The sequence below is a fragment of the Microbacterium oxydans genome (assembly GCF_006540085.1).
Lineage (GTDB): Bacteria > Actinomycetota > Actinomycetes > Actinomycetales > Microbacteriaceae > Microbacterium > Microbacterium oxydans.
In genome coordinates this window covers 170,985-191,523 of record NZ_BJOG01000009.1, presented here as the reverse complement: position 1 = coordinate 191,523, position 20,539 = coordinate 170,985, and the positions used below count along the sequence as shown (strand labels likewise).

At 69.7% G+C, this 20,539-nt stretch carries 23 protein-coding genes; 13 read left to right on the top strand and 10 right to left on the bottom strand.

Annotated elements, in window-relative coordinates; genetic code table 11:
* Window positions 1–19: 19 nt before the first annotated feature.
* The 4 genes from MOX01_RS17530 to MOX01_RS17515 all read right to left on the bottom strand — a co-directional run bounded on the left by MOX01_RS17530 (window position 20) and on the right by MOX01_RS17515 (window position 2,397).
* Window positions 20–292, bottom strand: coding sequence for a DUF6510 family protein (locus MOX01_RS17530; RefSeq protein WP_141370808.1), 273 nt, complete (start codon window positions 290–292; stop codon window positions 20–22).
* Window positions 292–1,017 (bottom strand): ferredoxin reductase, encoded by a 726-nt coding sequence (locus tag MOX01_RS17525; RefSeq protein WP_141370806.1) that lies wholly within the window; start codon window positions 1,015–1,017, stop codon window positions 292–294. The genes MOX01_RS17530 and MOX01_RS17525 overlap by 1 nt, the downstream gene beginning before the upstream one ends.
* Window positions 1,014–1,607 (bottom strand): sulfite oxidase-like oxidoreductase, encoded by a 594-nt coding sequence (locus MOX01_RS17520; RefSeq protein WP_141370804.1) that lies wholly within the window; start codon window positions 1,605–1,607, stop codon window positions 1,014–1,016. The genes MOX01_RS17525 and MOX01_RS17520 overlap by 4 nt, the downstream gene beginning before the upstream one ends.
* Before the next feature lie 133 nt (window positions 1,608–1,740).
* Window positions 1,741–2,397: a GntR family transcriptional regulator gene (locus tag MOX01_RS17515; RefSeq protein ID WP_061015407.1), complete on the bottom strand. Its 657-nt coding sequence runs from the start codon at window positions 2,395–2,397 to the stop codon at window positions 1,741–1,743.
* A gap of 149 nt (window positions 2,398–2,546) precedes the next feature.
* On the opposite strand from MOX01_RS17515, the gene MOX01_RS17510 reads away from it, so the two are divergent.
* From MOX01_RS17510 to MOX01_RS17490, 5 genes are read left to right on the top strand one after another with little or no spacing between them, the layout of a single operon-like run.
* Window positions 2,547–4,646, top strand: coding sequence for a beta-galactosidase (locus tag MOX01_RS17510; RefSeq protein WP_141370802.1), 2,100 nt, complete (start codon window positions 2,547–2,549; stop codon window positions 4,644–4,646).
* Window positions 4,643–6,022 (top strand): aminomethyl-transferring glycine dehydrogenase subunit GcvPA, encoded by a 1,380-nt coding sequence (gene gcvPA, locus MOX01_RS17505; RefSeq protein WP_141370800.1) that lies wholly within the window; start codon window positions 4,643–4,645, stop codon window positions 6,020–6,022. The genes MOX01_RS17510 and gcvPA overlap by 4 nt, the downstream gene beginning before the upstream one ends.
* Window positions 6,019–7,605, top strand: coding sequence for an aminomethyl-transferring glycine dehydrogenase subunit GcvPB (gene gcvPB, locus MOX01_RS17500; protein WP_141370798.1), 1,587 nt, complete (start codon window positions 6,019–6,021; stop codon window positions 7,603–7,605). The genes gcvPA and gcvPB overlap by 4 nt, the downstream gene beginning before the upstream one ends.
* Window positions 7,606–7,610: 5 nt before the next feature.
* Window positions 7,611–8,858, top strand: a complete 1,248-nt coding sequence (locus MOX01_RS17495) for an ATP-NAD kinase family protein (protein WP_141370796.1) — start codon at window positions 7,611–7,613, stop codon at window positions 8,856–8,858.
* 50 nt (window positions 8,859–8,908) lie between these two features.
* Complete coding sequence (locus MOX01_RS17490) at window positions 8,909–9,667, top strand: SDR family NAD(P)-dependent oxidoreductase (RefSeq protein ID WP_046746910.1); 759 nt, start codon at window positions 8,909–8,911, stop codon at window positions 9,665–9,667.
* Here the strand turns inward: MOX01_RS17490 and MOX01_RS17485 are convergent.
* Window positions 9,664–10,065, bottom strand: coding sequence for a VOC family protein (locus tag MOX01_RS17485; protein ID WP_046746909.1), 402 nt, complete (start codon window positions 10,063–10,065; stop codon window positions 9,664–9,666). The two genes, MOX01_RS17490 and MOX01_RS17485, sit on opposite strands and share 4 nt — an antisense overlap.
* The gene (locus MOX01_RS17480; protein WP_171010931.1) at window positions 10,062–10,343 is read right to left on the bottom strand and encodes an ArsR/SmtB family transcription factor; all 282 of its coding nucleotides are present in this window, start codon (window positions 10,341–10,343) and stop codon (window positions 10,062–10,064) included. Before MOX01_RS17480 ends, MOX01_RS17485 begins: the two co-directional genes overlap by 4 nt.
* Window positions 10,344–10,413: 70 nt before the next feature.
* Between MOX01_RS17480 and MOX01_RS17475 the strand changes: the two genes are divergently transcribed.
* Genes MOX01_RS17475 through MOX01_RS17465 form a run of 3 tightly spaced genes read left to right on the top strand, consistent with a single transcriptional unit; the run spans window position 10,414 to window position 13,244 of the window.
* Window positions 10,414–11,934 carry an SDR family NAD(P)-dependent oxidoreductase gene (locus MOX01_RS17475; protein WP_141370794.1) on the top strand — a complete coding sequence of 507 codons (1,521 nt, stop codon included), beginning with the start codon at window positions 10,414–10,416 and terminating at the stop codon, window positions 11,932–11,934.
* 51 nt (window positions 11,935–11,985) lie between these two features.
* On the top strand, window positions 11,986–12,429 hold the full coding sequence (locus MOX01_RS17470; RefSeq protein WP_141370792.1) for a GyrI-like domain-containing protein: 444 nt from the start codon (window positions 11,986–11,988) through the stop codon (window positions 12,427–12,429).
* Window positions 12,426–13,244 (top strand): AraC family transcriptional regulator, encoded by an 819-nt coding sequence (locus tag MOX01_RS17465; protein ID WP_141370790.1) that lies wholly within the window; start codon window positions 12,426–12,428, stop codon window positions 13,242–13,244. Before MOX01_RS17470 ends, MOX01_RS17465 begins: the two co-directional genes overlap by 4 nt.
* A 21-nt stretch (window positions 13,245–13,265) precedes the next feature.
* Here MOX01_RS17465 and MOX01_RS17460 read toward each other — a convergent pair whose 3' ends face one another.
* Entirely contained in the window at window positions 13,266–13,604 is a 339-nt protein-coding gene (locus MOX01_RS17460; RefSeq protein WP_141370788.1) for a winged helix-turn-helix transcriptional regulator, read from the bottom strand.
* 77 nt (window positions 13,605–13,681) lie between these two features.
* Between MOX01_RS17460 and MOX01_RS17455 the strand changes: the two genes are divergently transcribed.
* Window positions 13,682–14,338 (top strand): FMN-dependent NADH-azoreductase, encoded by a 657-nt coding sequence (locus MOX01_RS17455; protein ID WP_046746906.1) that lies wholly within the window; start codon window positions 13,682–13,684, stop codon window positions 14,336–14,338.
* A gap of 81 nt (window positions 14,339–14,419) precedes the next feature.
* Here the strand turns inward: MOX01_RS17455 and MOX01_RS17450 are convergent, their stop codons facing one another.
* Together MOX01_RS17450 and MOX01_RS17445 are read right to left on the bottom strand one after the other, a co-directional pair.
* A complete protein-coding gene (locus MOX01_RS17450; RefSeq protein ID WP_046746905.1) occupies window positions 14,420–15,499 on the bottom strand; it encodes a sensor histidine kinase in 1,080 nt (359 codons plus the stop codon).
* Window positions 15,500–15,509: 10 nt separating this feature from the next.
* Entirely contained in the window at window positions 15,510–16,181 is a 672-nt protein-coding gene (locus MOX01_RS17445; RefSeq protein ID WP_046746904.1) for a response regulator transcription factor, read from the bottom strand.
* Between the two features lie 87 nt (window positions 16,182–16,268).
* On the opposite strand from MOX01_RS17445, the gene MOX01_RS17440 reads away from it, so the two are divergent.
* From MOX01_RS17440 to MOX01_RS17425, 4 genes are read left to right on the top strand one after another with little or no spacing between them, the layout of a single operon-like run.
* Window positions 16,269–16,931, top strand: a complete 663-nt coding sequence (locus MOX01_RS17440) for a M15 family metallopeptidase (protein WP_141370786.1) — start codon at window positions 16,269–16,271, stop codon at window positions 16,929–16,931.
* Window positions 16,928–18,052 (top strand): alanine racemase, encoded by a 1,125-nt coding sequence (gene alr, locus MOX01_RS17435; RefSeq protein WP_141370784.1) that lies wholly within the window; start codon window positions 16,928–16,930, stop codon window positions 18,050–18,052. The genes MOX01_RS17440 and alr overlap by 4 nt, the downstream gene beginning before the upstream one ends.
* A complete protein-coding gene (locus MOX01_RS17430) occupies window positions 18,049–18,996 on the top strand; it encodes a D-alanine--D-alanine ligase family protein (RefSeq protein WP_141370782.1) in 948 nt (315 codons plus the stop codon). Before alr ends, MOX01_RS17430 begins: the two co-directional genes overlap by 4 nt.
* A gap of 53 nt (window positions 18,997–19,049) precedes the next feature.
* Window positions 19,050–19,439 (top strand): VOC family protein, encoded by a 390-nt coding sequence (locus MOX01_RS17425; RefSeq protein WP_046746974.1) that lies wholly within the window; start codon window positions 19,050–19,052, stop codon window positions 19,437–19,439.
* A gap of 79 nt (window positions 19,440–19,518) precedes the next feature.
* Here MOX01_RS17425 and MOX01_RS17420 read toward each other — a convergent pair whose 3' ends face one another.
* Window positions 19,519–20,535 (bottom strand): ABC transporter substrate-binding protein, encoded by a 1,017-nt coding sequence (locus MOX01_RS17420; protein WP_046746898.1) that lies wholly within the window; start codon window positions 20,533–20,535, stop codon window positions 19,519–19,521.
* Between the last annotated feature and the right edge of the window lie 4 nt (window positions 20,536–20,539).

Genomic DNA, 20,539 nt, shown 5'->3' with positions numbered 1-20,539 from the left:
AGCGCGGTGCCCCGGGGCGCTAACCGGAGGAGTGGACCGCGCGCAGCAGCCCGACGCGCATCGACGTGCCGTCGGGGGACTGCAGCACGGTGAAGAGTGTGCGGGTGCAGGTGCGGCACCGCACGATGGCGGCGTGGCGATCCAGCTCGACCACGGTCGCGGCGAGGGCCGCGAGCGCGCCGCATCCGCCGCAGGTGCCGACCAGTGCGGTGACGTCCGCGCCGAAGAGGTCCCAGAGCATGCCGGCGATCGCGTTTCCGTCGACGGTCTGTGCGGGGGCGGCAGCATCCATCACTTTCCTCCGAATCGTTCGGTGCGCACACGTTCCGGCGCATGCCCGAGGCCGACGAGCAGGTCGGCCACATGTTCGACGAACCCGGTGGGCCCGCACACGAAGACCAGGGGAGCGCGTTCCGCTGGCCAGGTGGCATCTCGGAGCACCTCTTCGGTGACGCGCCCGACAGCGCCCGCCCATCCGTCAGGAGCAGTACGGGTGAACGCCCATCGCACATCGGCTGCCGCCCCTGCGGGTGCTGCCTCGAGCTCACTGCGGTAGAGGGCGTCGTGCGGAGCCCGCACCGAGTAGAGCAACCTCACCGAGTCGGTCGCCCCTGCGGCCTGAGCCGCCCGCACCATCGACATCAGCGGCACGATGCCGGATCCGCCGGCGATGAGCTGCACAGGACCGGGAGTCTCCGGACGCCACACGAAGTATCTCCCCAGTGGGCCCTTCACCTCGAGCTCATCGCCGACGCGGACGTCCCGCACCAGGTACGGGGAGACCTCCCCGTCGGGGATCTCGTCGACCGCGAGTTCGATCGTCTCGCTGTCGCCGAAAGAGGCGAGCGAGTAGGAGCGGACCGCCTGGTAGCCGTCTTCGGCGGTGAGCCGGATATCGACGTGCTGTCCTGGATCGCTCCCCGGCCAGCCCGGCACGCTGAGTCGGATCGTGCGGGCCGAATCGGTCTCCGCGTGCGCGCCCGTCACCCGCGCCTCACGCCAGCCGCCGACCGTCACCAATAGCGTTCCTCCGTCCACGGATCGCCGTGCATGTTGTAGCCGTTCTGCTCCCAGAAGCCCGGGGCGTCCTCCTCCATCAGGGTGAGTGCCCTGAGCCACTTCGCGCTCTTCCAGAAGTAGAGGTGCGGCACGATCAGGCGGGCGGGGCCGCCGTGCTCCGGGGCGAGCGACTCACCCTCGAACTCGAATGCGATCCACGACTGCCCGCCCAGCAGATCGTCGAGGGGGATGTTCGTGGTGTACCCGCCGTAGGAATGGGCCATCGCGAAGGAGGCGGCGGTGTCGATCCCCTCGAAGAGCGTGTCGAGAGAGACTCCGCGCCAGGAGGTGCCGAGCTTCGACCATCGCGTCACGCAGTGGATATCGGTGTGCACGTCTTCGATGGGCAGCTCGTGCAGTTGATCCCACGTCCAGGAGGCGACCTCGCCGACCTCGTTGCGGATGCCGAAGCTCCACTCCGACATGTGGATGTTCGGTGTCGGCCCTGCGGAGAGCACGGGGAAGTCCTCGGTGAGGTACTGCCCTGGCGGGAGTTCCGGGGTGCTCTCCCTGCGTCGAGCGCCGAAACCTCGGGAAATCACGGCCATGATCTTGCTCCTGTCGGTGGATGCGACCCTGCGCGTCAGGCGTACTGGTTCAGACGGTACTCCGCGGAGGGTGCTCGGAGCGAGGAAGAGTCGCGTCCGGATGGGAACAGAAGGACGTGCGGGTGGAGCAGGACTACGCCGTGAAGTAAGAGCTCGTGGCGTTGTCGAGGATGCGCTGCATGCCGTGCATCCAATTGAGCTTGAGCGCTTCGACCGCCCCAGGGATATCGCCGTCGGCGAGGTGCCGGGCGATCTCGGCGTGCTCGGCAGCGACGCGTTCGACCTTGACGTCTTCGGGCACGAGGAGCGACTCGTAGCGGTGGAATGAGCTGCGCACGTTGTCGATCACGGCGAGCAGGCGGGCGTTCGGGCAGGCCGACAGCATCATGCTGTGCCACTCGTCGTCCTTGGTGATGACGAGCTGATGCTCGACGAGCTCGTCGGCGAAGGCGTCGGCCATCTCCTTGAGCTGCGCGCCGATGCGACGCAGCTCGTCGGGCGGACTCAGCTCGAGTGCGAGGCTCTCGAGGGCCGCCATCACAGGGGCGAGGTCGCGGAACTCCGAGGCGCTGAGCGGGACGAAGCGGAAGCCCTTGCCGTTCTCGCTCTCGATCTGTCCTTCGGATTCGAGGGCGATGAGCGCCTCGCGGAGCGGGGTGCGGCTGACGCCGAGCTCGGTGGCGAGCTGCACCTCATTGATGCCCTCGCCGGGCTGCACGAGTCCGGCGCGCATGCGGGTCAGCAGCTCTTGCCGAACCTGCGAGCGCAGGTTCTTGCGTTCGATCGCCATGCATCCCCTCTTCTGCCGCCTGCCCGTCAGCCTATGGGTTGACGGGCCTCTGACGACGTCTTAGTGTGTGTATACAGAATACAGCCGATCCCGGATTCGCACCAGTGCTCCCGCGATTTCGGCCGGTGACGACTCAGAGAGGAGACTTCGTGCCCGCACCCGGTGGCGACCAGCCCACCCGACGCGTCCGCCTCGACGCCCTCGCCTACGGCGGCGACTACAACCCCGACCAGTGGTCGGAAGAGACCTGGCACGAAGACATCCGTCTGATGCGCGAAGCGGGCGTGAACATGGTGAGCCTGCCGATCTTCAGCTGGCCGCAGCTGGAGCCGGAGCCGGGCGTCTTCGACTGGGCCTGGCTCGACCGCATCATCGATCTGCTGTGGGAGGCGGGCATCGCGATCGACCTCGCCACCGCCACCGCGACCCCGCCGTCATGGTTGCTGCGCGCGCACCCCGAGATGGCCCCGTGGGATGCCGACGGGCACCGGCTCGAATTCGGATCCCGCCAGACCTACTGCCCCTCCTCGCCGATCTGGCGCGAGAACGTCGCACGGATGGCTCGGGCGATGGCCGAGCGATACGGCGAGCACCCGGGCCTTGCGATGTGGCACATCTCGAACGAGTACGGCGACCACACCTCGCGCTGCTGGTGCCCCGAGTCGGCCCGGCACTTCCGCCGCTGGCTGCAGCACCGCTATGGCGACCTCGACGGCCTGAACGAGGCCTGGGGCGTGAACGTGTGGGGCCAGCGCTACACCTCGTGGGAGCACATCGAGACGCCGAAGAAGGCTCCGGGCCCGGTCAACCCCACCAAGCTGCTCGACTTCGAGCGCTTCTCGTCGGATGCGCTGCTGGAGCTGTTCCAGGTGGAGATCGACGTGCTGCGCGAGGTCACCCCCGACATCGCGGTCACGACGAACTTCATGAGCATGTTCCGCGATCTGAACTACTGGGACTTCGCCGCCGTCGAAGACGTCGTGACCGATGACGCCTACCCCGAGCCGGCCGACCCGACCTCGCACGTCGGCGCGGCCCTCAACTACGGCCTCATGCGTTCGCTCAAGGACGGACAGCCGTGGCTGCTGCTGGAGTCGTCCGCGAGCGCCACGAGCTGGCGCGACGTGAACGTGCCCAAGGCTCCTGGCAAGATCCGCGTCGAGAGCCTGCAGGCCGTCGCCCACGGCTCCGACGCCGTGATGTTCTTCCAGTGGCGCCAGGCGAAGTACGGCCAGGAGAAGTTCCACTCCTCGATGCTCGGCCACAGAGGCGAGCGTTCGCGCAGCTTCCAGGAGACCAAGGCGCTGGGCAATGAGCTGAAGAAGCTCGAACCCGTGCGCGGTACCCGGGTGCGCTCGCGCGTGGCGCTGGTGGTGGACTGGGACTCGTGGTGGGGCACCAGCGCCGTCGAGTCGCTGCCCTCGCAGCGGTTGCAGTGGGCACAGCAGGCCCGCGCCTGGCACCGGGCGCTGTACACGCTCGGCCAGCCGGTGGATGCGGTGCGTGCGACGGGACCGTTCGACCGCTACGACGTGGTCGTGGTGCCGAACCTCTACATCGTGGAGCAGCCGCAGGCCGAGGCGCTGCAGGCGTTCGTCGAACGCGGAGGGCACCTCGTGGTCGGGCCGTTCTCGGGAGTGGTGGATGCCACCGAGAAGGTGCACGACGGCGGAGCGCCAGGACTGCTGCGCGACCTGCTCGGCATCGAGGTCGACGAGCAGTGGCCGATCGCCGACGGGCTGACCGAGAGCATCGACTTCGCGGGCGAGCTCCTGACGGTGACCTCCTGGAGCGAATGGCTCGAAGCGGATGACGACGTCGAGGCGCGTGCCACGTATGCGAGTGGTGAGCTCGACGGCCTGCCGGCGGTGACCCGTCGCGCGGCGGGGGAAGGGTCGGCCTGGTACGTCAGTGCGATGTTCGAACCGGACGGTCTGCTCACGGTGTTCCGCGACGTCCTGCGCACCGCGGGCCTTCCCGCTCGCGAGCAGACGGACGTCGACGTCGAGGTCGTCACCCGAGCAGACGACGCCACCGACTACACGTTCTACCTGAATCACGGGCGCTCGCCCGTCGCGTTCGAGATCCCGTCGCCGGGCGTTGACCTGCTCACCGGCGTGCGTCATGCGGGCCGTCTGGAGCTCGGACGCTTCGGCGTCGCGGTGCTCGCCGCTCCCCGTGCCGACACCCTCTCTCTTGCCACCCTGACCCCGCCCTCGGGCGCTGATGACGTGAAGGAGGACGCATGACCACTCCGTTCGTGCATCCGTACATCCCCAACACCGCCCCCGAGTCGAGGGCGGCGATGCTCGAGGCCGTCGGCGCCGCGTCGGTCGACGAGTTCTACGCCGATGTGCCGGAGTCGCTGCGACTCGGCCGGGCGCTCGATCTGCCGGCACCGTTCGCGGCCGAGCAGGACCTCGCCCGTCACGTGCGCGGACTGCTCGCCAGGAACCGCTCGACCGAGGAACGACTGAGCTTCCTCGGCGCGGGCACCTACAACCACTACGTGCCCGCCGTGGTGGATGAGGTCATCGGCCGCAGCGAGTTCCTGACCGCCTATGCCGGCGAACCCTACGAGGACCACGGCCGCTTCCAGGCCCTGTTCCAGTACCAGTCGCTGATGGCGGAGCTGTTGGAGATGGACGTCGTGAACGTGCCGGTCTACGACGGCTACCAGGCGACGGCGACCGGTCTCACGATGTCGGGGCGTCTCACCGGCCGCGTGCGCGTGCTGGTCGTCAGTGACGTGCTGCCGGCGAAGCTCGCGAAGGTGCACGACTACGTGCGGGCCCACCTGACGCTCGAGCACGTGCCGCCCGTGAACGGCACGGCGGACGTGGAGGGGATCAGGACCGCACTCGGCGACGATGTCGCCGCCGTGTGGGTCGAGACGCCCAGCGCCACCGGCGCAGTGGAGGCGGCGCTGCAGGAGATCGCGGATGCCGCGCACGCTGCCGGCGCCGTGCTCGTGGTCGGCACCGATCCCATCGGCTACGGGGTGCTCACCCCGCCCTCGGTCTCCGGTGCCGACATCGTCACCGGAGACATCCAGTCCCTCGGCCTGCATCAGTGGTTCGGCGGAGCCCACGGTGGCTTCATCGCCGTGCACGACGACCCCGCTTTCGTGATGGAGATGCCCTCGCGCCTGTTCGGGCTCGCGACCACCGACGTGCCCGGCGAGTACGGCTTCGGCGACGTGGCCTACGACCGCACCTCGTTCGCACACCGCGAGGAGGGGAAGGAATGGGTCGGCACGGCCGCGGCCCTGTGGGGCATCGCCGCCGGTGTCTACCTGGCCCTCATGGGTCCCACCGGCATGGCGGAGCTCGGCGAGGTGCTGCTCGCCCGCACCCGGTACGCGCAGCAGGCCCTCGCCGCCGTTCCCGGTGTCTCTCTCGATGACGACGCCGTGCATCTGCGCGAATTCACGGTGACCCTTCCGGTGCCAGCGGCGGAGGTCGTCACGGCGCTCCGCGCCCGGGGCATCGAACCCGGCGTGGTCGTGGGCGAGCACCGCCTGCTCGTCTGCGTCACCGAACTGGTCTCCCAATCCGACATCGACGTCCTGGCCGGCGCGCTCGCCGCAGTCGTCGCCCCCGAACTCGCAGAGGAGCAGAAGTGAGCCTCCCCGTCGCGCCCAAGCCGGCGCTCCGCCGATTCCAGCAGGCCCGCTGGGACGAGCCGATCATCTTCGAGCTGACCACACCAGGTGAACGCGGCGTGCTGGTGTCGCAGGTCGAGCCGGGCGTGCGCGAGGCGGTGGGCGATGTGGTCGCCGCGCTGCCGGCTTCCCTGCGCCGCGCCGCGAAGCCGAAGCTGCCCGAGATGGGGCAGATGCGCGTGCTCAAGCACTACCTGCGTCTGTCGCAGGAGAACCTCGGTGCCGATTTCAACGTCGACATCGGCCAGGGCACCTGCACCATGAAGTACGCCCCGAAGATCAACGACCAGCTCGCGAACACCCCGCAGCTCACCGCGATGCACCCGCACCAGGATCCGGCCGATGCGCAGGGCGTGCTCGAGATCGTCTGGCAGTTGGAACGGGTGCTCGCCGAGATCTCCGGCATGGACGAGGTGTCGCTGCACACGCAGGGCGGCTCGGCGGCGATCTGGTCGAACATCGCCATGATCCGGGCCTTCCATGAGGCGAACGGCGAAGGCGAGCAGCGCCGCGAGGTCATCACCACGATCTTCAGCCACCCCTCGAACGCGGCCGCGGCGAAGGCGGCAGGCTATGAGGTCATCACGGTCTACCCCGACGCCGAGGGCTATCCGTCGCTCGACGCGTTGAAGGCCGCGTTGTCGCCCCGCACCGCGGCGATCATGGTCACGAACCCGGAGGACACCGGCATCTACAATCCGGCGATCCGGGAGTGGGTCGACGCCGCGCACGCGGTCGGAGCCCTCGCCTCGTACGACCAGGCCAACGCGAACGGCATCCTCGGTGTCACGCGCGCCCGCGACGCCGGCTTCGACGTGTGTCACTTCAACCTGCACAAGACCTTCGGCACCCCGCACGGCTCCGGTGGACCCGGCTCTGGCGCGAACGCCGTGAGCGCGGCGCTCGCCCCGTTCCTGCCGGGACCGCGCGTGGTGCGGGCGGATGACGGGACCTTCGGGGTGGTGGAGGCCGGAGAGCTGTCGATCGGCGCGGTCGGCCCGTTCTTCGGCGTCATCCCCGCGCTCGTGAAGGCCTACTCCTGGATCATGGCACTGGGGGCTCCGGGGCTGCTCGCCGCCGCGGAGACCGCCGTGCTGAACAACAACTACCTGATGGCTCGTGTGCTCGCGATCCCCGGAGCATCCGCGCCGTATGCCACGGGTCGCCGCCGCATCGAACAGGTGCGCTACTCGTGGGAGGAGTTGTACCAGGAGACCGGCATCTCGTCGGAGGAGATCGGCGTGCGCATGTCCGACTTCGGGATGCACTATTGGACGAGTCACCACCCCTACGTGGTGCCGCAGCCGTTCACGCTGGAGCCCACCGAGTCGTACTCCATGGCGGAGCTCGACGAGTATGCGGCGACCCTCGCCGAGGTGGCACGTGAGGCGCGAGAGACCCCCGAGGTGGTGCGCACCGCGCCGCACAACCAGACCGTGCACCACACGCACCATGACGATCTGGACGACCCGGAGCGGTGGGCGATCACCTGGCGCGCGTACCAGCGGAAGTACGCGGTGGAGCTGGCCGCACTGGCGGACTGACCGCGATGCTCGGACTCGTCGTCAACCCTGTCGCCGGAGTCGGAGGGCCCGCGGGGCTCGCCGGCTCCGACGGTGCGGACGTGCAGCGCCTCGCCATCGCGCGCGGCGCCCGTTCGCGCGTGCAGGAACGGGCGGTCCTCGCCCTGACGACGCTCGCCGAACGGCATCCGGGACTCGTGGTCGCGACGGTGCCCGGAGCCATGGGCGCCGATGCGGTGCGCGTCGCAGGTCTCGTGCCGTGCGTCGTCGGGGCCGGCTCGAGCGATGCGGGCGTGACCGAGGCGGGTGTGACCGAGGTGACGGAGGCGGCGGATACCTCGCGTGCGGTCGCAGCGTTGGCCGCGGCGGGGGTCGATCTGATCCTCGTCGTGGGCGGCGACGGCACCCTTCGCGACGCGGTCACGGGGCTCGGCGCCGTGGCACATCCGTCGGGTGAAAAGCCCGATGGCGGAAGGTGCGACGACGGATCCGCGCTCGATGCCGAAAGCTGCCGACAGGCGCACGGTCTGCCGGCCGTGCTCGGAGTTCCGGCAGGCGTGAAGATGTACTCGCCCGTGTTCGCGGTCAGTCCGCGGGCGGCGGGATCGATCGCCGCGGACTGGATCGAGCACAACGGACTCCCGACCGAGGAGCGTGAGGTGCTCGACATCGACGAGGCCGCGATGCGGCGCGCCCGCGTCGACCCCACGCTGTACGGAATGCTCCGGGTGCCGCATCGTGCGGGCCGCACTCAGGCACGCAAGGCGCCGACGCCGGTCACCGAGGCGGCTGCGGTCGAAGCTGCGGCCCGCGGGGCTGTCTCCCGCATGCGACCGGGCGTGCGCTATCTGCTCGGCCCCGGCGGCACGACCGCGGAGATCGCTCGGCAGCTCGGCGTCGAAGGATCGCCACTCGGCGTCGACGTCGTTCTCGACGGTGCCGTCCTCGTCCACGGCGCGAGTGAGCAGGAGCTGCTCGCCCAGATCGCCGAGGGCCCGGCGCGGGCCGTCGTCACCGTGATCGGCGGGCAGGGGTTCCTGCTCGGGCGCGGCAACCAACAGCTCTCGGCACCCGTTCTTCGTGCGCTCGGCGACGACCCGCTCCTCGTCGTCGCCCCCGAGCAGAAGCTCATCGACCTGCAGGGTCGGCCGCTCCTCGTCGACACCGGCGACCCGGAACTCGATGCGAGACTCGCCGGGCATGTCCGCATCATCACCGGCGTCGGCACCACGAGTCTCTATGCCGTGACCGCACCCGAACTCTCCCTCACCTGACACATCCCGACCCCGACAGACCCGTCTGCACGTACCCGAAAGGACACCCCATGCGTCTCGAGAACAAGAAGGCCATCGTCACCGGCGGTGCCGGCGGCATCGGTCGCGCCACGTCACTCGCACTCGCTGCCGAGGGCGCGGCGGTCGCCGTCGTCGACCTGAACACGGAGGCGGCCGAAGCCGTCGCGGAGGAGATCCGTGCGGCCGGTGGCATGGCCATCGCGATCGCGGCGGATGTGGCGAGCGAGTCCGACATCGAACGGGTGATCGCCACGTCGGTGGCCGAACTCGGCGGAGTGAACGTCGTCTTCAACAACGCCGGGATCATCCGTCGCACCACCGCCGTCGAGACGACCGTCGAGGAGTGGGACCGCGTGTTCGGCGTGAACGTGCGCTCGATCTTCCTGATGTGCAAGCACATCGTTCCGGTCATGGAGGCTGCGGGTGGAGGCTCGATCATCAACACCGGGTCGGGCTGGGGCCTCAAGGGCGGTGGCCAGGCCATCTCCTACTGCGCCTCGAAGGGCGCGGTCGTGAACATGACGCGCGCGCTCGCGATCGACCACGGTCCCGCCGGCATCCGCGTGAACTCGGTCAACCCCGGCGATGTGAACACCGGGATGCTGCGGGAGGAAGCGCGTCAGCTGGCGCAGGACACCAACGCGTTCCTCGCCGAAGCCGCCGATCGCCCGCTGCGCCGCATGGGCGAGCCGAGCGAGGTCGCACAGGCGGTGGTCTGGCTGGCGAGCGACGACTCCTCGTACGTCACCGGCTCGGCCCTCGTCGTGGACGGCGGCGGGATCGCCTAGCCCTGTCCGTCGGCCTTCATCTGGATCAGCTGGATCAGGTTGCCGCACGTGTCGTCGAGAACCGCGACCCAGGCGGCACCGATGTCGGTCGGCGGCTGGGTGAACACGACGCCGAGCCCGGTCAGGCGTGCGTGTTCGGCGGCGAGGTCGTCGACGGCGAACTGCGCGAGTGGGATGCCGTCTTCGACGAGCGCGTCGCGGTAGGGCTTGACCGCGGGGTGCTCCGAAGGCTCGAGCAGGAGCTCGGGTCCGCCGGGCGCTTCGGGCGAGGTCACCGTGAGCCAGGCGGCATCGCCGAGGGGGATGTCATGGTGCTTCGTGAAGCCGAGCACGTCGGTGTAGAAGGAGAGGGCCTTGCGCTGGTCATCGACGAAGATGCTGGTCAGTTCGATTCTCATGGGGTGCTCCGTGTGGTCGGCCACCGCTCGGCGATGCGGGCGATGGGTTCCGGATGGAAGAAGTGGAACTTGGAACGGCCTTGTCGTTCCGTGGAGATCAGTCCGGCGGATTCGAGTACCGCGAGGTGCTGGGAGACCGCCTGCCGGGTCAGCGTCACACCGTGCTGCATCGTCAACGTCGAGCAGATCTCGAAGAGCGTCTGTCCGTCCCGCCGCGACAGCTCATCGAGGATGAGTCGCCTCGTCTCGTCGTCGAGCGCGTGGAACAGATCGGCCATGGGATCACGATAGGCAAGTGGATGCTTGCATATCAAGCCTGTCCCAGGACACTCGCGTAAAATCGGGACAATGACCGACGCCCCCTCCGACGCTGCACCCGACCTCGGACCGGGCGTCGACCCCGAAGATCTCGCCACCACGCTGCGCGTGCTGCGCGAGCTGCACCGGATCGACAACGAGCACCCCGACTTCATCGCGGTACGCCAGGCCACCGCGGCGATGTTCAAAGACGTGAAGCGGGTGCGCCGCAAGCAGATCCGTGACGCGATCGCCGAGGCCGACAAAGCCGTGGTGGCCCGCACCGCCACGGGTGCCCCCGACCGCATCGACGATGAGACCCGTGGCAACGATCTCGCCACCAGCGTCGTCGACGCCCCGATCGCGGGCGAGCTGCTGAAGCCCCGCAACTGCTACATCTGCAAGCAGCCGTACACACAGGTCGACGCTTTCTACCACCAGCTCTGCCCGGACTGCGCCCGCTTCAGCCACGGCAAGCGCAACGCCCGCACCGACCTCACCGGTAAGCGCGCCCTGCTCACGGGTGGCCGCGCGAAGATCGGCATGCACATCGCGCTGCGGCTGCTGCGTGACGGCGCGCACACCACGATCACGACCCGCTTCCCGCGCGACGCCGTGCGACGCTTCTCGGCCCTGCCCGACTCGGCCGACTGGCTGCACCGCCTGCGCGTGGTCGGCATCGACCTGCGCGACCCTGCTCAGGTGATCGGCCTGGCGGACTCGGTCGCCGCTCAGGGCCCGCTCGACATCCTCATCAACAACGCCGCACAGACCGTACGCCGCTCGCCGGGTGCTTACTCCCTGTTGGCGGATGCCGAGCTGCAGCCCCTCCCCGACGGGCCCCTGCCCGAGATGGAGACCTTCGGGCACACGGCCGACCCGCACCCGCAGGCGCTGCAGGCCTCGGTCGATGCGCATCCGCTGCTCTCGGTCGCGGCCCTCGGCGGCACGGTCGCCGAGCAGGGTGGTCAGGCACTCACGGCCGAAGATCTCGCGCGCCTCGCGATGGCGCCCGGATCGTCGTCGCTCGAGAAGCATGCCGACGGCACCGCGATCGACGCCGGCGGCCTCGTGCCCGACGTGAACCGCGTCAACAGCTGGGTGCAGTCGATCGAGCAGGTCGATCCGCTCGAGATGCTCGAGGTGCAGCTCGCGAACACGACAGCGCCGTTCCTGCTGATCAGCCGTCTGCGCGCGTCGATGGCGGCATCCGATTCCCGTCGCAAGTACGTCGTGAACGTCTCGGCCATGGAGGGCCAGTTCTCTCGTCGCTACAAGGGGCCTGGCCACCCGCACACGAACATGGCCAAGGCCGCGCTCAACATGCTCACGCGCACGAGCGCGGGCGAGATGCTCGAGAAGGACGGCATCCTGATGACCGCCGTCGACACCGGATGGATCACCGACGAGCGCCCGCACTACACGAAGGTGCGACTCGCTGAGGAGGGCTTCCACGCACCGCTCGATCTGGTCGACGGCGCGGCCCGCGTGTACGACCCGATCGTGCGCGGCGAGGCCGGCGAAGACGTGCAGGGCGTGTTCCTGAAGGACTACGAGCCCAGCCCCTGGTGAGCGGATCGGATGCCGCAAGAATCGTCAATCCGTCGGCGGCATCCTGATCTCATGAGGATCACACAGCAGCAGCTCCGCGTCGCAGGGATCCCCCTGCGCACGAACAACCGCGAGGCGATGGAGACCATCCCGCCGCACTGGGCCGCATTCGTCGAGGCAGATGTGGCGGGGAGGCTCGGTGCAGGCGGAGACGTCTACGCGGTGTACACCGAGCACGAGCACGCCGGAGTCGACAACCTCGGCGACTACACGCTCGTGATCGGGCATCGGGTGCCAGAGGGCGTGGCTGCTTCGGACGGCCTGGTCGTCGTCACCGTGCCCGCATCGGAGCGCGAGGTGATCATCCTCGAACCGGGCAGACCCGACCTCGTCGCCGAGGCGTGGCAGCGCATCTGGGAGCGGGACGATCTCGACCTCAGCTACCTCGCCGACGTGGAGCGCTACGGCCAGGACGGGGCGATCGAGATCTCGCTGGGGCTACGCTCGGCATCGTGAAGGCCGCGCAGTACCAGCAGCAGCTCGACGACGTCACCGAGTACATCTACCGGCACCTCGATGACGATCTCGACTTGAGCATCCTCGCCGAGGTCGCTCGATTCTCGCCGTATCACTGGCACCGCATCTACCGTGCGGTGCGCGGCGAGACAGCTGCTCAGACCGTGCTGCGGTTGCGCCTGGAGCGCGCGGCTTCCCTGCTGGTCGAGACCGGCTTGCCGATCACCCGCATCGCGCGCCGTGCCGGGTTCTCCACCGTCGAGACGTTCAGCCGGGCGCTGTCCCGTGGATACGGGATGCCGCCGGCGAGGTTCAGGGAGGCTGGGGCGCACGCGGCGTTCCAGCGCCCTGGCGGCGAACTGCTCGAGTCGCACCCCGTGGAGATTCGCGAGACGGGCCCCGTTGTGCTCGCAGTCTCGCCCCACCGTGGTCCGTACCTCGAGATCGGCCGCGCGTTCGCACGTGTGCGCGACCGGTTCCCGCAAGGAGGGCGCATGGTCGCGGTCTACGAGGATGATCCGGATGCCGTCCCCGCGCGGAGTCTGCGCTCTGCTGCCGGGGTCGTGATCGCCGATGCCGCCGACGCACCGGAATCACTCGAGGTGCGAACCATCCCCGCGGGACGTCATGCGGTGCTGGAGTACTCCGGGCCGTACTCGTCGATGCATCGGGCGTATCGGTGGCTCTACGGCAGGTGGCTGCCGGCCTCCGGAGAGGTGCCGCGAGATCACCCCGTGTTCGAGGAGTACCTGAGCGATCCCGCAACCACGGCGCCGACCGATTCCGTCACCGAGATCTGGCTGCCCCTGGCGTGAGGGGCGCGGCCTGCAAAGGCGTCAGTGCGCGCGCTCGCCGAGGTTCGCCGACGCCCACTGCCCCAGCTGGTTCAGGATCGGCAGGAGTCCTTCCCCCGCTGGCGTGAGCGCGTACGACACGGTCACCGGCGGGCCGGCCTCGACCGTGCGCGCGACGAGTCCGGCGTCGGCGAGTTCGGCCAGGCGATCGGAGAGCACGGTGTCGCTGATGCCGTCAACGGCGCGGCGCAGCGAGACGAAGGTCATGGGTCCGCCCCCGAGCGACGACACGATCATGCCGTTCCACCGCTTCCCGAGCACGCTGAAGGCCAGTGTGACGGCGGCGTCGCACACCTGACGCCCTTCGTCGGTCCCGGACATCCCCCCATCCTACCCGTGCTACGTTAACCGATGTCGCTAAGAAAAACAGAGCGACTACGAAAACGAGAGGTAGGCTCATGTCCCTGTTCCGCCTGGATGCCAGCATCCTTCCCGCGTCGTCCGCCAGTCGTGCGCTCGCCGACATCGTCGAGGCCGAGTGGACCGCGTCGCACCCCGATTCGACCGTCTTCCGTCGCGATCTGGCGAGCGACCCCGTGCCCGCGACCGCGTGGGCGGATGCCGTGACGGGTGGATTCGTCGACGAGGCCCAGCGGACCCCTGCGCAGAACGAGGCTCGCGCCCTCGCGACGCAGTTCGCCGACGAGCTCATCGGCGCCGACGCTCTGCTGTTCGCGGTGCCGCTCTACAACTACGGCGTCTCGCAGCACTTCAAGACCTGGTTCGATCTCGCCTACACCGACGCACGCATCGATCCGACCGGCACCGCGTTGAACGGCAAGCCGGCGACCCTGGTCACCGTGCTCGGCGGCAACTACGCGCCCGGTTCGCCCAAGGAGGGCTGGGACCACTCGACCGGCTGGCTGCGACGCGTGCTCGAAGACGTCTGGGGTCTCGATCTGCGCGTCGTGCAGCGTCCGTTCACGCTGGTCGGCGTCAACCCGGCGCTCGACGCGTTCGCCGACACCGCGCGCGAGCTCAAGGAGAACGCCGAAGCCGACGCCCGCACCTACGGCCGCGAGCTCGCCGCGACACGCGACCCGCGGGTGGCCTGAGCCCCGTCTTCGAATCGCGCAAATGGTTCCTTCTGGGCCCCGCATCCGACCGTTTGCGCGATTCGAAACACCTGCGGACAGTCAGCCGGGAAGGCCCGTCGGGTAGGGGTGCGGCAGCCACACGGTCACGATCAGACCGCCGTCCGTCCGCGGGGTGAGGACGAGCGTGCCGTTGTGCGCCTGCGTGATGCGGTCGACGATCGCAAGGCCGAGCCCCGCCCCCGCATGGTCGTCGCCGCGGGTGCGCTCCGCCCCGCGCTGGAACGGTTCGACAAGGGTGGCGACCTGATGTGCAGGCAACTGTTCACCGGTGTTCTCCACGACCAGCGCGACCGCGTGCGGCATCGAGTGCGTGCGCACGGCAACGGCCCCGCCGGTCGGAAGGTTGTGCACGATCGCGTTGAGGACGAGGTTCATGACCAGCTGCGGCAGCAGCGCCGCCGACCCGAGCACCGACGCGGGGACGCCGCCGACCTCCAGTGCGACTCCTCGACGGTCGGCGAGGGGAACCAGCGCCTCGACGGCCTCCTCGGCGAGAAGGGAGAGATCGACGATCTCGCGCGGGAACGTCCGACGATCCGCCCGGCTCAGCAGCAGCAGCGCCTCCGTGAGGTCGATCGCACGCGTGTTCACCCGCTGCAGTCGGGCGATCAGCTCGTCCACGTCGCGGTCCGGGTCGTCACGGGCGACCTCGAGCAGCGCCTGCGAGATCGCGAGAGGCGTGCGCAGCTCGTGCGAGGCGTTCGCGGCGAACCGCTGCTGCTCGGCGACGTGGGCTTCGAGCTGCTCGAGCATCGAGTCGAAGACATCGGCCAGATCGCGGAACTCGTCGCGAGGGCCGGGGAGCGCGATCCGGTGCGAGAGCGAGCCCTGCGCCGCCAGTCGCGCAGCGTCGCCGATGCGTTCCAGAGGTGCCAGCATGCGTCCGGCCAGCAGCCATCCGCCGCCGAGCCCGATGGCCAGCAGTGCCACCATGACCGTCGAGGCGACCGGCACGAACGCCCTGATCAGGTCGGAGCGGTTGGGAACGCGGATGTCCGCGGAGATCTGCACGTCGGGCACGTAGCGCAGCAGGTACAGGGCCACCGCGGCGAGCAGCAGCAGCCCGGAGACCACCACGATGCCCGCATAGCTGAGGGTGAGCTTGAGGCGAGCGCTCATCCCGCGGCGCCTAGGCATCGGCATCCGTTCCGATCCGGTATCCGACACCCGGCACGGTGAGGATGATCCACGGCTCGCCCAGGCGTTTGCGCAGCGAGGAGACCGTGATGCGCACGGCGTTCGTGAACGGGTCGGCGTTCTCGTCCCAGGCGCGCTCGAGCAGCTCCTCCGCGCTGACGACACCGCCCTCGGCGTCGACGAGCACCTCCAGCACGGCGAACTGCTTGCGGGTGAGCGCCACGTAGCGGTCGTCGCGGTACACCTCCCGGCGGAACGGATCGAGGCGAAGGCCGGAGACCTCCAGCACGGGAGGTCGACTGCGCTGGCGGCGACGGTCGAGAGCACGCAGACGCAGCACCAGCTCGCGCATCTCGAACGGCTTGGTGAGGTAGTCGTCCGCACCGATCTCGAAGCCGCTCGCCTTGTCGTCGAGGCGGTCGGCTGCGGTGAGCATGAGGATGGGGATGCCGCTTCCCGACGCGACGATCCAGCGGGCGATGTCATCGCCGGAGGGCCCGGGCACGTCGCGGTCGAGCACGGCGAGGTCGTAGGAGTTGATGCTCAGCAGCTCCAGCGCCGTGTCGCCGTGGCCCGCGATATCGGCCGCGATCGCCTCGAGGCGCAGCCCATCGCGGATCGCCTCGGCGAGGTAGGGCTCGTCCTCGACGATCAGCACACGCATGGCAGCGATCCTACGCACCCCGGCATATCGCGAGCATATGGAAAAGCGCATACGCCCTGGCAACCGGCTCCCTTCTTCACTGGGAGCATGAACACCAACAGCTCGTCCCTCCCGCTGCGGGCACGTCGTCGCCGTCGGGCCGCCGGCGTCGTGGTCGCGCTCGCCGCCGCCGTGATCCTGGCGTTCGCGGTGCAGCAGTCGTTGTCCGTGGCTTTCGCCGACACGGCGAAGACGTTCCCCACGCCCGTGCCGACCCCGGTGCCCGACGAGGTGCAGCCCGTCGACGTGCCGGGCGACGCCGACGGAGCGATCCGTGACGGGGATCAGCCCACGGTGTTCGACGTGGACCGCGTCGCGGTCGGCAACCTCGACCCCGCGCTGCTCGACGCCCTGCAGCGGGCGGCCTCGGATGCCGAGCGCGATGGCATCACGTTCCTGGTGAACAGCGGATGGCGCTCGCCGGGGCTGCAGGAACGGATGCTCCAGGACGCGATCGTCGATTACGGCTCGGAGGGCGAAGCGCGCCGCTGGGTGGCGACGCCGCAGACCTCGGCGCACGTGTCGGGCGACGCCGTGGACGTCGGCCCCCTGCCCACGCTCGACTGGCTCGCCCAGCACGGCTCCGACTACGGACTGTGCCAGACGTACGCGAACGAGTCATGGCACTACGAGCTGCGCCCCGAGGCGATCGATCAGGGGTGCCCCGAGATGTACGCCGATCCCACCGAAGACCCGAGGATGCAGCGATGACCACCATGACCGCCCCTCGTCCCGCGATCGCCTCGCGCCTGCACGCGCCGACGCTGACCACGCTCCCCGACGCCGTCGCCGAGAACCTCCGGATCGTCAGGGCGGCGACTCCGGTGCCGATCATGGCCGTCGTGAAGGCCGACGGCTACGGACACGGTGCCGTCGTCGTGGCAACGGCTGCGGTCGCGGCGGGCGCCGAGTGGCTCGGGGTGACGCAGGTCGCCGAGGGTGTCGCACTCCGCGACGCCGGACTCGCGGTGCCCATCCTCTCCTGGCTGAACCCGGCGGGCATCGACGCCGAGGCAGCGGCGGAGCATCGTATCGACATCGCGGTGGGCTCCGCCGAAGAGCTTCGCCAGCTGAGTGCTGAGACGTCGGGCCCGGTCAGGGTGCACCTGCATCTGGACACCGGGATGGCCCGCGGCGGGTCTCCGCTGGACGAGTGGCCAGAGCTCTTCCGACTGGCGCGCGCCGGCAGAGGGCGGATCGAGGTCGTGGGGGTCATGGGTCATCTGCCGCGCGCCGACGAGGGCGATCCGGGCGCGAACGCCGCGGCCGTGCTGCGCATGCGGCAGGGCAGGGATGCGGTCCTGCGTGCCGGCCTCGGACCGGTGCTCGTGCATCTGGCGGCGACGTCCGGGGCGCTGACCGATCCCGCGACCCATTTCGGGATGGTGCGGATCGGCGCAGGACTCGTCGGGATCGACCCCTCGGAGACGACGCCACTGATCGGGGCTTCACGATGGACCGCGCCCGTCGTGCACGGGGCTCTCGCCCCGGCGGGCACGGCTGTCGGGTATGCGGGAACGCATGTCAGCCGTGCGGAGACGCACCTCGCGGTGGTGGGCGTCGGCTACGCGGATGGGATCCCGCGAGAGCTCGCGCCGGGCGCCGGCGTCGAGATCGGCGGCGTGCGGTATCCGATCGTCGGACGGGTGTCGATGGATCAGATCGTGGTGGACACGGGTGCCGCGCTGTTCCCGCGCGGCACGATCGCGACCGTGTTCGGGCCGGACGGGGGCGCGGTGCCCTCGGTGCAGGAGTGGGCGCGGTGGGCGGGGACGATCCCGCACACCATCGTCACCGGGATCGGAGCGCGAGTGCGGAGGAGCGCGGCATGACGAGGGTGCTGGTCATCGGGGGAGGGCAGAACGCCGAGCACGACGTGTCGTTGGCGTCGGCGGCCGCGGTCGGTGCAGCCCTGCGGCTGGGCGGTCACGAGGTGACGTGCGTGACCATCGATCGAGACGGCATCTGGCGCGTCGACGGGCGCCCGAACGGGGGATCCGCCGCCGAGTCGCTGGCGCTCGCGCTTCCGCTGCTCACTCGCACGGACGTGGTCTTCCCGGCCGTACACGGTGCGCTCGGCGAGGACGGGGCGCTGGCGGCTCTCTGCGCCCTCGCCGGAGTGCGCGTGGTGGGCTCGGGGCTGCGCGCCGGTGCGATCGGCATGGACAAATGGACGACGAAGCTGGTGGCGGACGCGGTGGGGATCGGCACCGCCCGCGGGCGGCTGATCTCGGCGGACGACATCGGGGATGTGGAGTTCGACGGCGAGGTCGTGGTGAAACCGGTCTCGGCGGGGTCGAGCCACGGCGTGAGTCTCGTGACCCAGGAGGAGGATCTGCTCGCCGCGCTGCACGAGGCCGCGCGCTTCGACCGGCGCATCCTCGTCGAGGAGGTCGTCAGGGCGCGCGAGATCGACGTGGCCGTGCTGCGCGAGAAGGGGGGCATCCGGTGGGCGGCTCCGCCGCTGGAGATCCACGCGACCGGTCTCTTCGACACGGCGACGAAGTACGACGGAAGTGCGCGTTTCACGGTGCCGGCGCAGCTCGACGCGGGCGAGGCGGCGGCCCTCAAGCGCGCTGCGATCGCGATGTTCGACGCCCTGGGGTGCGACGGCGTCGCGCGGATGGACTTCTTCCTCACGGACAGGGGTCCCCTGCTGAACGAGGTGAACACGATGCCGGGGCTGACCGCGGCGTCGCAGGTGCCGCGGATGTTCGCCGCGGCGGGAGTGGATTACGTCGACCTGGTCGGCAGGCTCGTGCGCGCCGCGGGGTGAGAGGGAGCCGAGAAGGCATCGACAAGCGCGCCGAGGAGGCGGATGCTGGAGCCATGGCAGCTTTCACAGCGGACAACGCGTTCAGCGGATTCAGCGTCGACGACATCGACGCGGCGGAGGAGTTCTACGGCGCGACGCTCGGGCTCGACGTCGAGCGCAACGCGATGGGGTTCCTCGACCTGCGCCTGCCCCGTGGCGGCTCGATCCTCGTGTACTCGAAGCCGAACCACACGCCGGCGAGCTTCACGATCCTGAACTTCCCGGTGGCGGATGTCGACGCCGCCGTGGACGAGCTCATCGCCCGGGGCGTCCAGACGAAGATCTACAGCGACGAGGAGTTCCCCTCCGACGAGCGCGGCATCGTCCGCGGGAACGGGCGAGGGCCGGACATCGCGTGGTTCCGCGACCCCGCGGGCAACGTCCTCGCCGTCATGCAGGCCTAGCGCGGAGACTGCGCCCCCGGGAGCACAAGAGCTTCCCGGGGGCGCAGCCACGCGGGGGTGCGGGCGGAGGAAGTGATGCTCAGTCGAAGACGACGTCCGGGTGGAGGCCCTCGGCGATCAGCCGCACGGCCGAGACGTTCCCGAGTGTGCCGGGGAACAGGTCGGTCGACGGCACCGCGATCAGTCGACCGTCGCGCACGGCGGGCATGTCGGGGAACGTCGCGGCGAGGTAGGAGCGGACGGCCGCCTCGTGCGCGGGATCGGACACCGCGAAGACGATCGCGTCCGGTGCCTCTGACGCGAGCGACTCCGGGGTGATCTCGGCGGCGAAGAAGTCGGCGAACGCGGGATCGTCCGGCGTGAAGACGTTGTCGGCGCCGGCGCGCTTCAGGATGTCGTACTCGATGCCGGCACCGATCGCGGTGAGGGTCGTGCCCTCCACGAAGACCTGGGCGACGCGGGGGCGATCCTTGCCTTCGAGCGCCGCATCGACGGTCGCGAGCTCGGCCTTGGACGACTCGATCAGGTCGTTCGCCTCGTCCTCGACGTGGAAGATCTCGCCGAGGTTCTCGAGGTCGATGAAGAGGTCGTCGACCGTGCCCTCCATGCGCCGGTCGAAGCATCCGCCGGTCGCGGTGTACGCGGCGACGCCGGCCTCGGAGAGCTGCTCGATGCTGGCGAAGCCCTGCTCCGCGGTGAACTCGTAGGTGGTCGGCGAGTAGACGAAGTCGGGTTCGACGGCGAGCAGTTCCTCCCGGCTGGGCGGTGCGTCTCCGCCGATGACGGGCACATCGGCCGCGAGGTCTGCGACGTCGCTCGGCAGCTCGTCCGCGGTGGCCTGCGCCTGTCCGACGAGCGAATCGGCGAGGCCCAGGCGCAGCAGCAGCTCGGTCTGCGAGGGGTGCAGTCCGACGACGGCCGTCGGCGTGGCCGGGATCTCGACCGTGCGGCCGCAGTTCTCGATGCTGATCGCCTCTCCGGAGGAGGCGGGCGCTGCTCCCGTGGAGACTCCGCTCCCGCAGGCGGTGAGGGCGATCGCGCCGAGGCCGACGGAGACGGCGGCGAGCAGGCGGGTGGGTCGGGTACGTGGTGTCATTCTT

What these genes read in the sequence shown, in the direction of transcription:
- MOX01_RS17425 (WP_046746974.1), top strand. Translation starts at nt 19,050, where the DNA reads ATGGCAGCTTTCACAGCGGACAACGCGTTCAGCGGATTCAGCGTCGAC.
- MOX01_RS17490 (WP_046746910.1), top strand. Translation starts at nt 8,909, where the DNA reads ATGCGTCTCGAGAACAAGAAGGCCATCGTCACCGGCGGTGCCGGCGGC.
- MOX01_RS17420 (WP_046746898.1), bottom strand. Translation starts at nt 20,535, where the DNA reads ATGACACCACGTACCCGACCCACCCGCCTGCTCGCCGCCGTCTCCGTC.
- gcvPA (WP_141370800.1), top strand. Translation starts at nt 4,643, where the DNA reads ATGACCACTCCGTTCGTGCATCCGTACATCCCCAACACCGCCCCCGAG.
- MOX01_RS17530 (WP_141370808.1), bottom strand. Translation starts at nt 292, where the DNA reads ATGGATGCTGCCGCCCCCGCACAGACCGTCGACGGAAACGCGATCGCC.
- MOX01_RS17485 (WP_046746909.1), bottom strand. Translation starts at nt 10,065, where the DNA reads ATGAGAATCGAACTGACCAGCATCTTCGTCGATGACCAGCGCAAGGCC.
- MOX01_RS17520 (WP_141370804.1), bottom strand. Translation starts at nt 1,607, where the DNA reads ATGGCCGTGATTTCCCGAGGTTTCGGCGCTCGACGCAGGGAGAGCACC.
- MOX01_RS17430 (WP_141370782.1), top strand. Translation starts at nt 18,049, where the DNA reads ATGACGAGGGTGCTGGTCATCGGGGGAGGGCAGAACGCCGAGCACGAC.
- MOX01_RS17475 (WP_141370794.1), top strand. Translation starts at nt 10,414, where the DNA reads ATGACCGACGCCCCCTCCGACGCTGCACCCGACCTCGGACCGGGCGTC.
- MOX01_RS17455 (WP_046746906.1), top strand. Translation starts at nt 13,682, where the DNA reads ATGTCCCTGTTCCGCCTGGATGCCAGCATCCTTCCCGCGTCGTCCGCC.
- MOX01_RS17495 (WP_141370796.1), top strand. Translation starts at nt 7,611, where the DNA reads ATGCTCGGACTCGTCGTCAACCCTGTCGCCGGAGTCGGAGGGCCCGCG.
- MOX01_RS17515 (WP_061015407.1), bottom strand. Translation starts at nt 2,397, where the DNA reads ATGGCGATCGAACGCAAGAACCTGCGCTCGCAGGTTCGGCAAGAGCTG.
- MOX01_RS17460 (WP_141370788.1), bottom strand. Translation starts at nt 13,604, where the DNA reads ATGTCCGGGACCGACGAAGGGCGTCAGGTGTGCGACGCCGCCGTCACA.
- MOX01_RS17450 (WP_046746905.1), bottom strand. Translation starts at nt 15,499, where the DNA reads ATGAGCGCTCGCCTCAAGCTCACCCTCAGCTATGCGGGCATCGTGGTG.
- MOX01_RS17480 (WP_171010931.1), bottom strand. Translation starts at nt 10,343, where the DNA reads ATGGCCGATCTGTTCCACGCGCTCGACGACGAGACGAGGCGACTCATC.
- MOX01_RS17470 (WP_141370792.1), top strand. Translation starts at nt 11,986, where the DNA reads ATGAGGATCACACAGCAGCAGCTCCGCGTCGCAGGGATCCCCCTGCGC.
- MOX01_RS17440 (WP_141370786.1), top strand. Translation starts at nt 16,269, where the DNA reads ATGAACACCAACAGCTCGTCCCTCCCGCTGCGGGCACGTCGTCGCCGT.
- MOX01_RS17445 (WP_046746904.1), bottom strand. Translation starts at nt 16,181, where the DNA reads ATGCGTGTGCTGATCGTCGAGGACGAGCCCTACCTCGCCGAGGCGATC.
- alr (WP_141370784.1), top strand. Translation starts at nt 16,928, where the DNA reads ATGACCACCATGACCGCCCCTCGTCCCGCGATCGCCTCGCGCCTGCAC.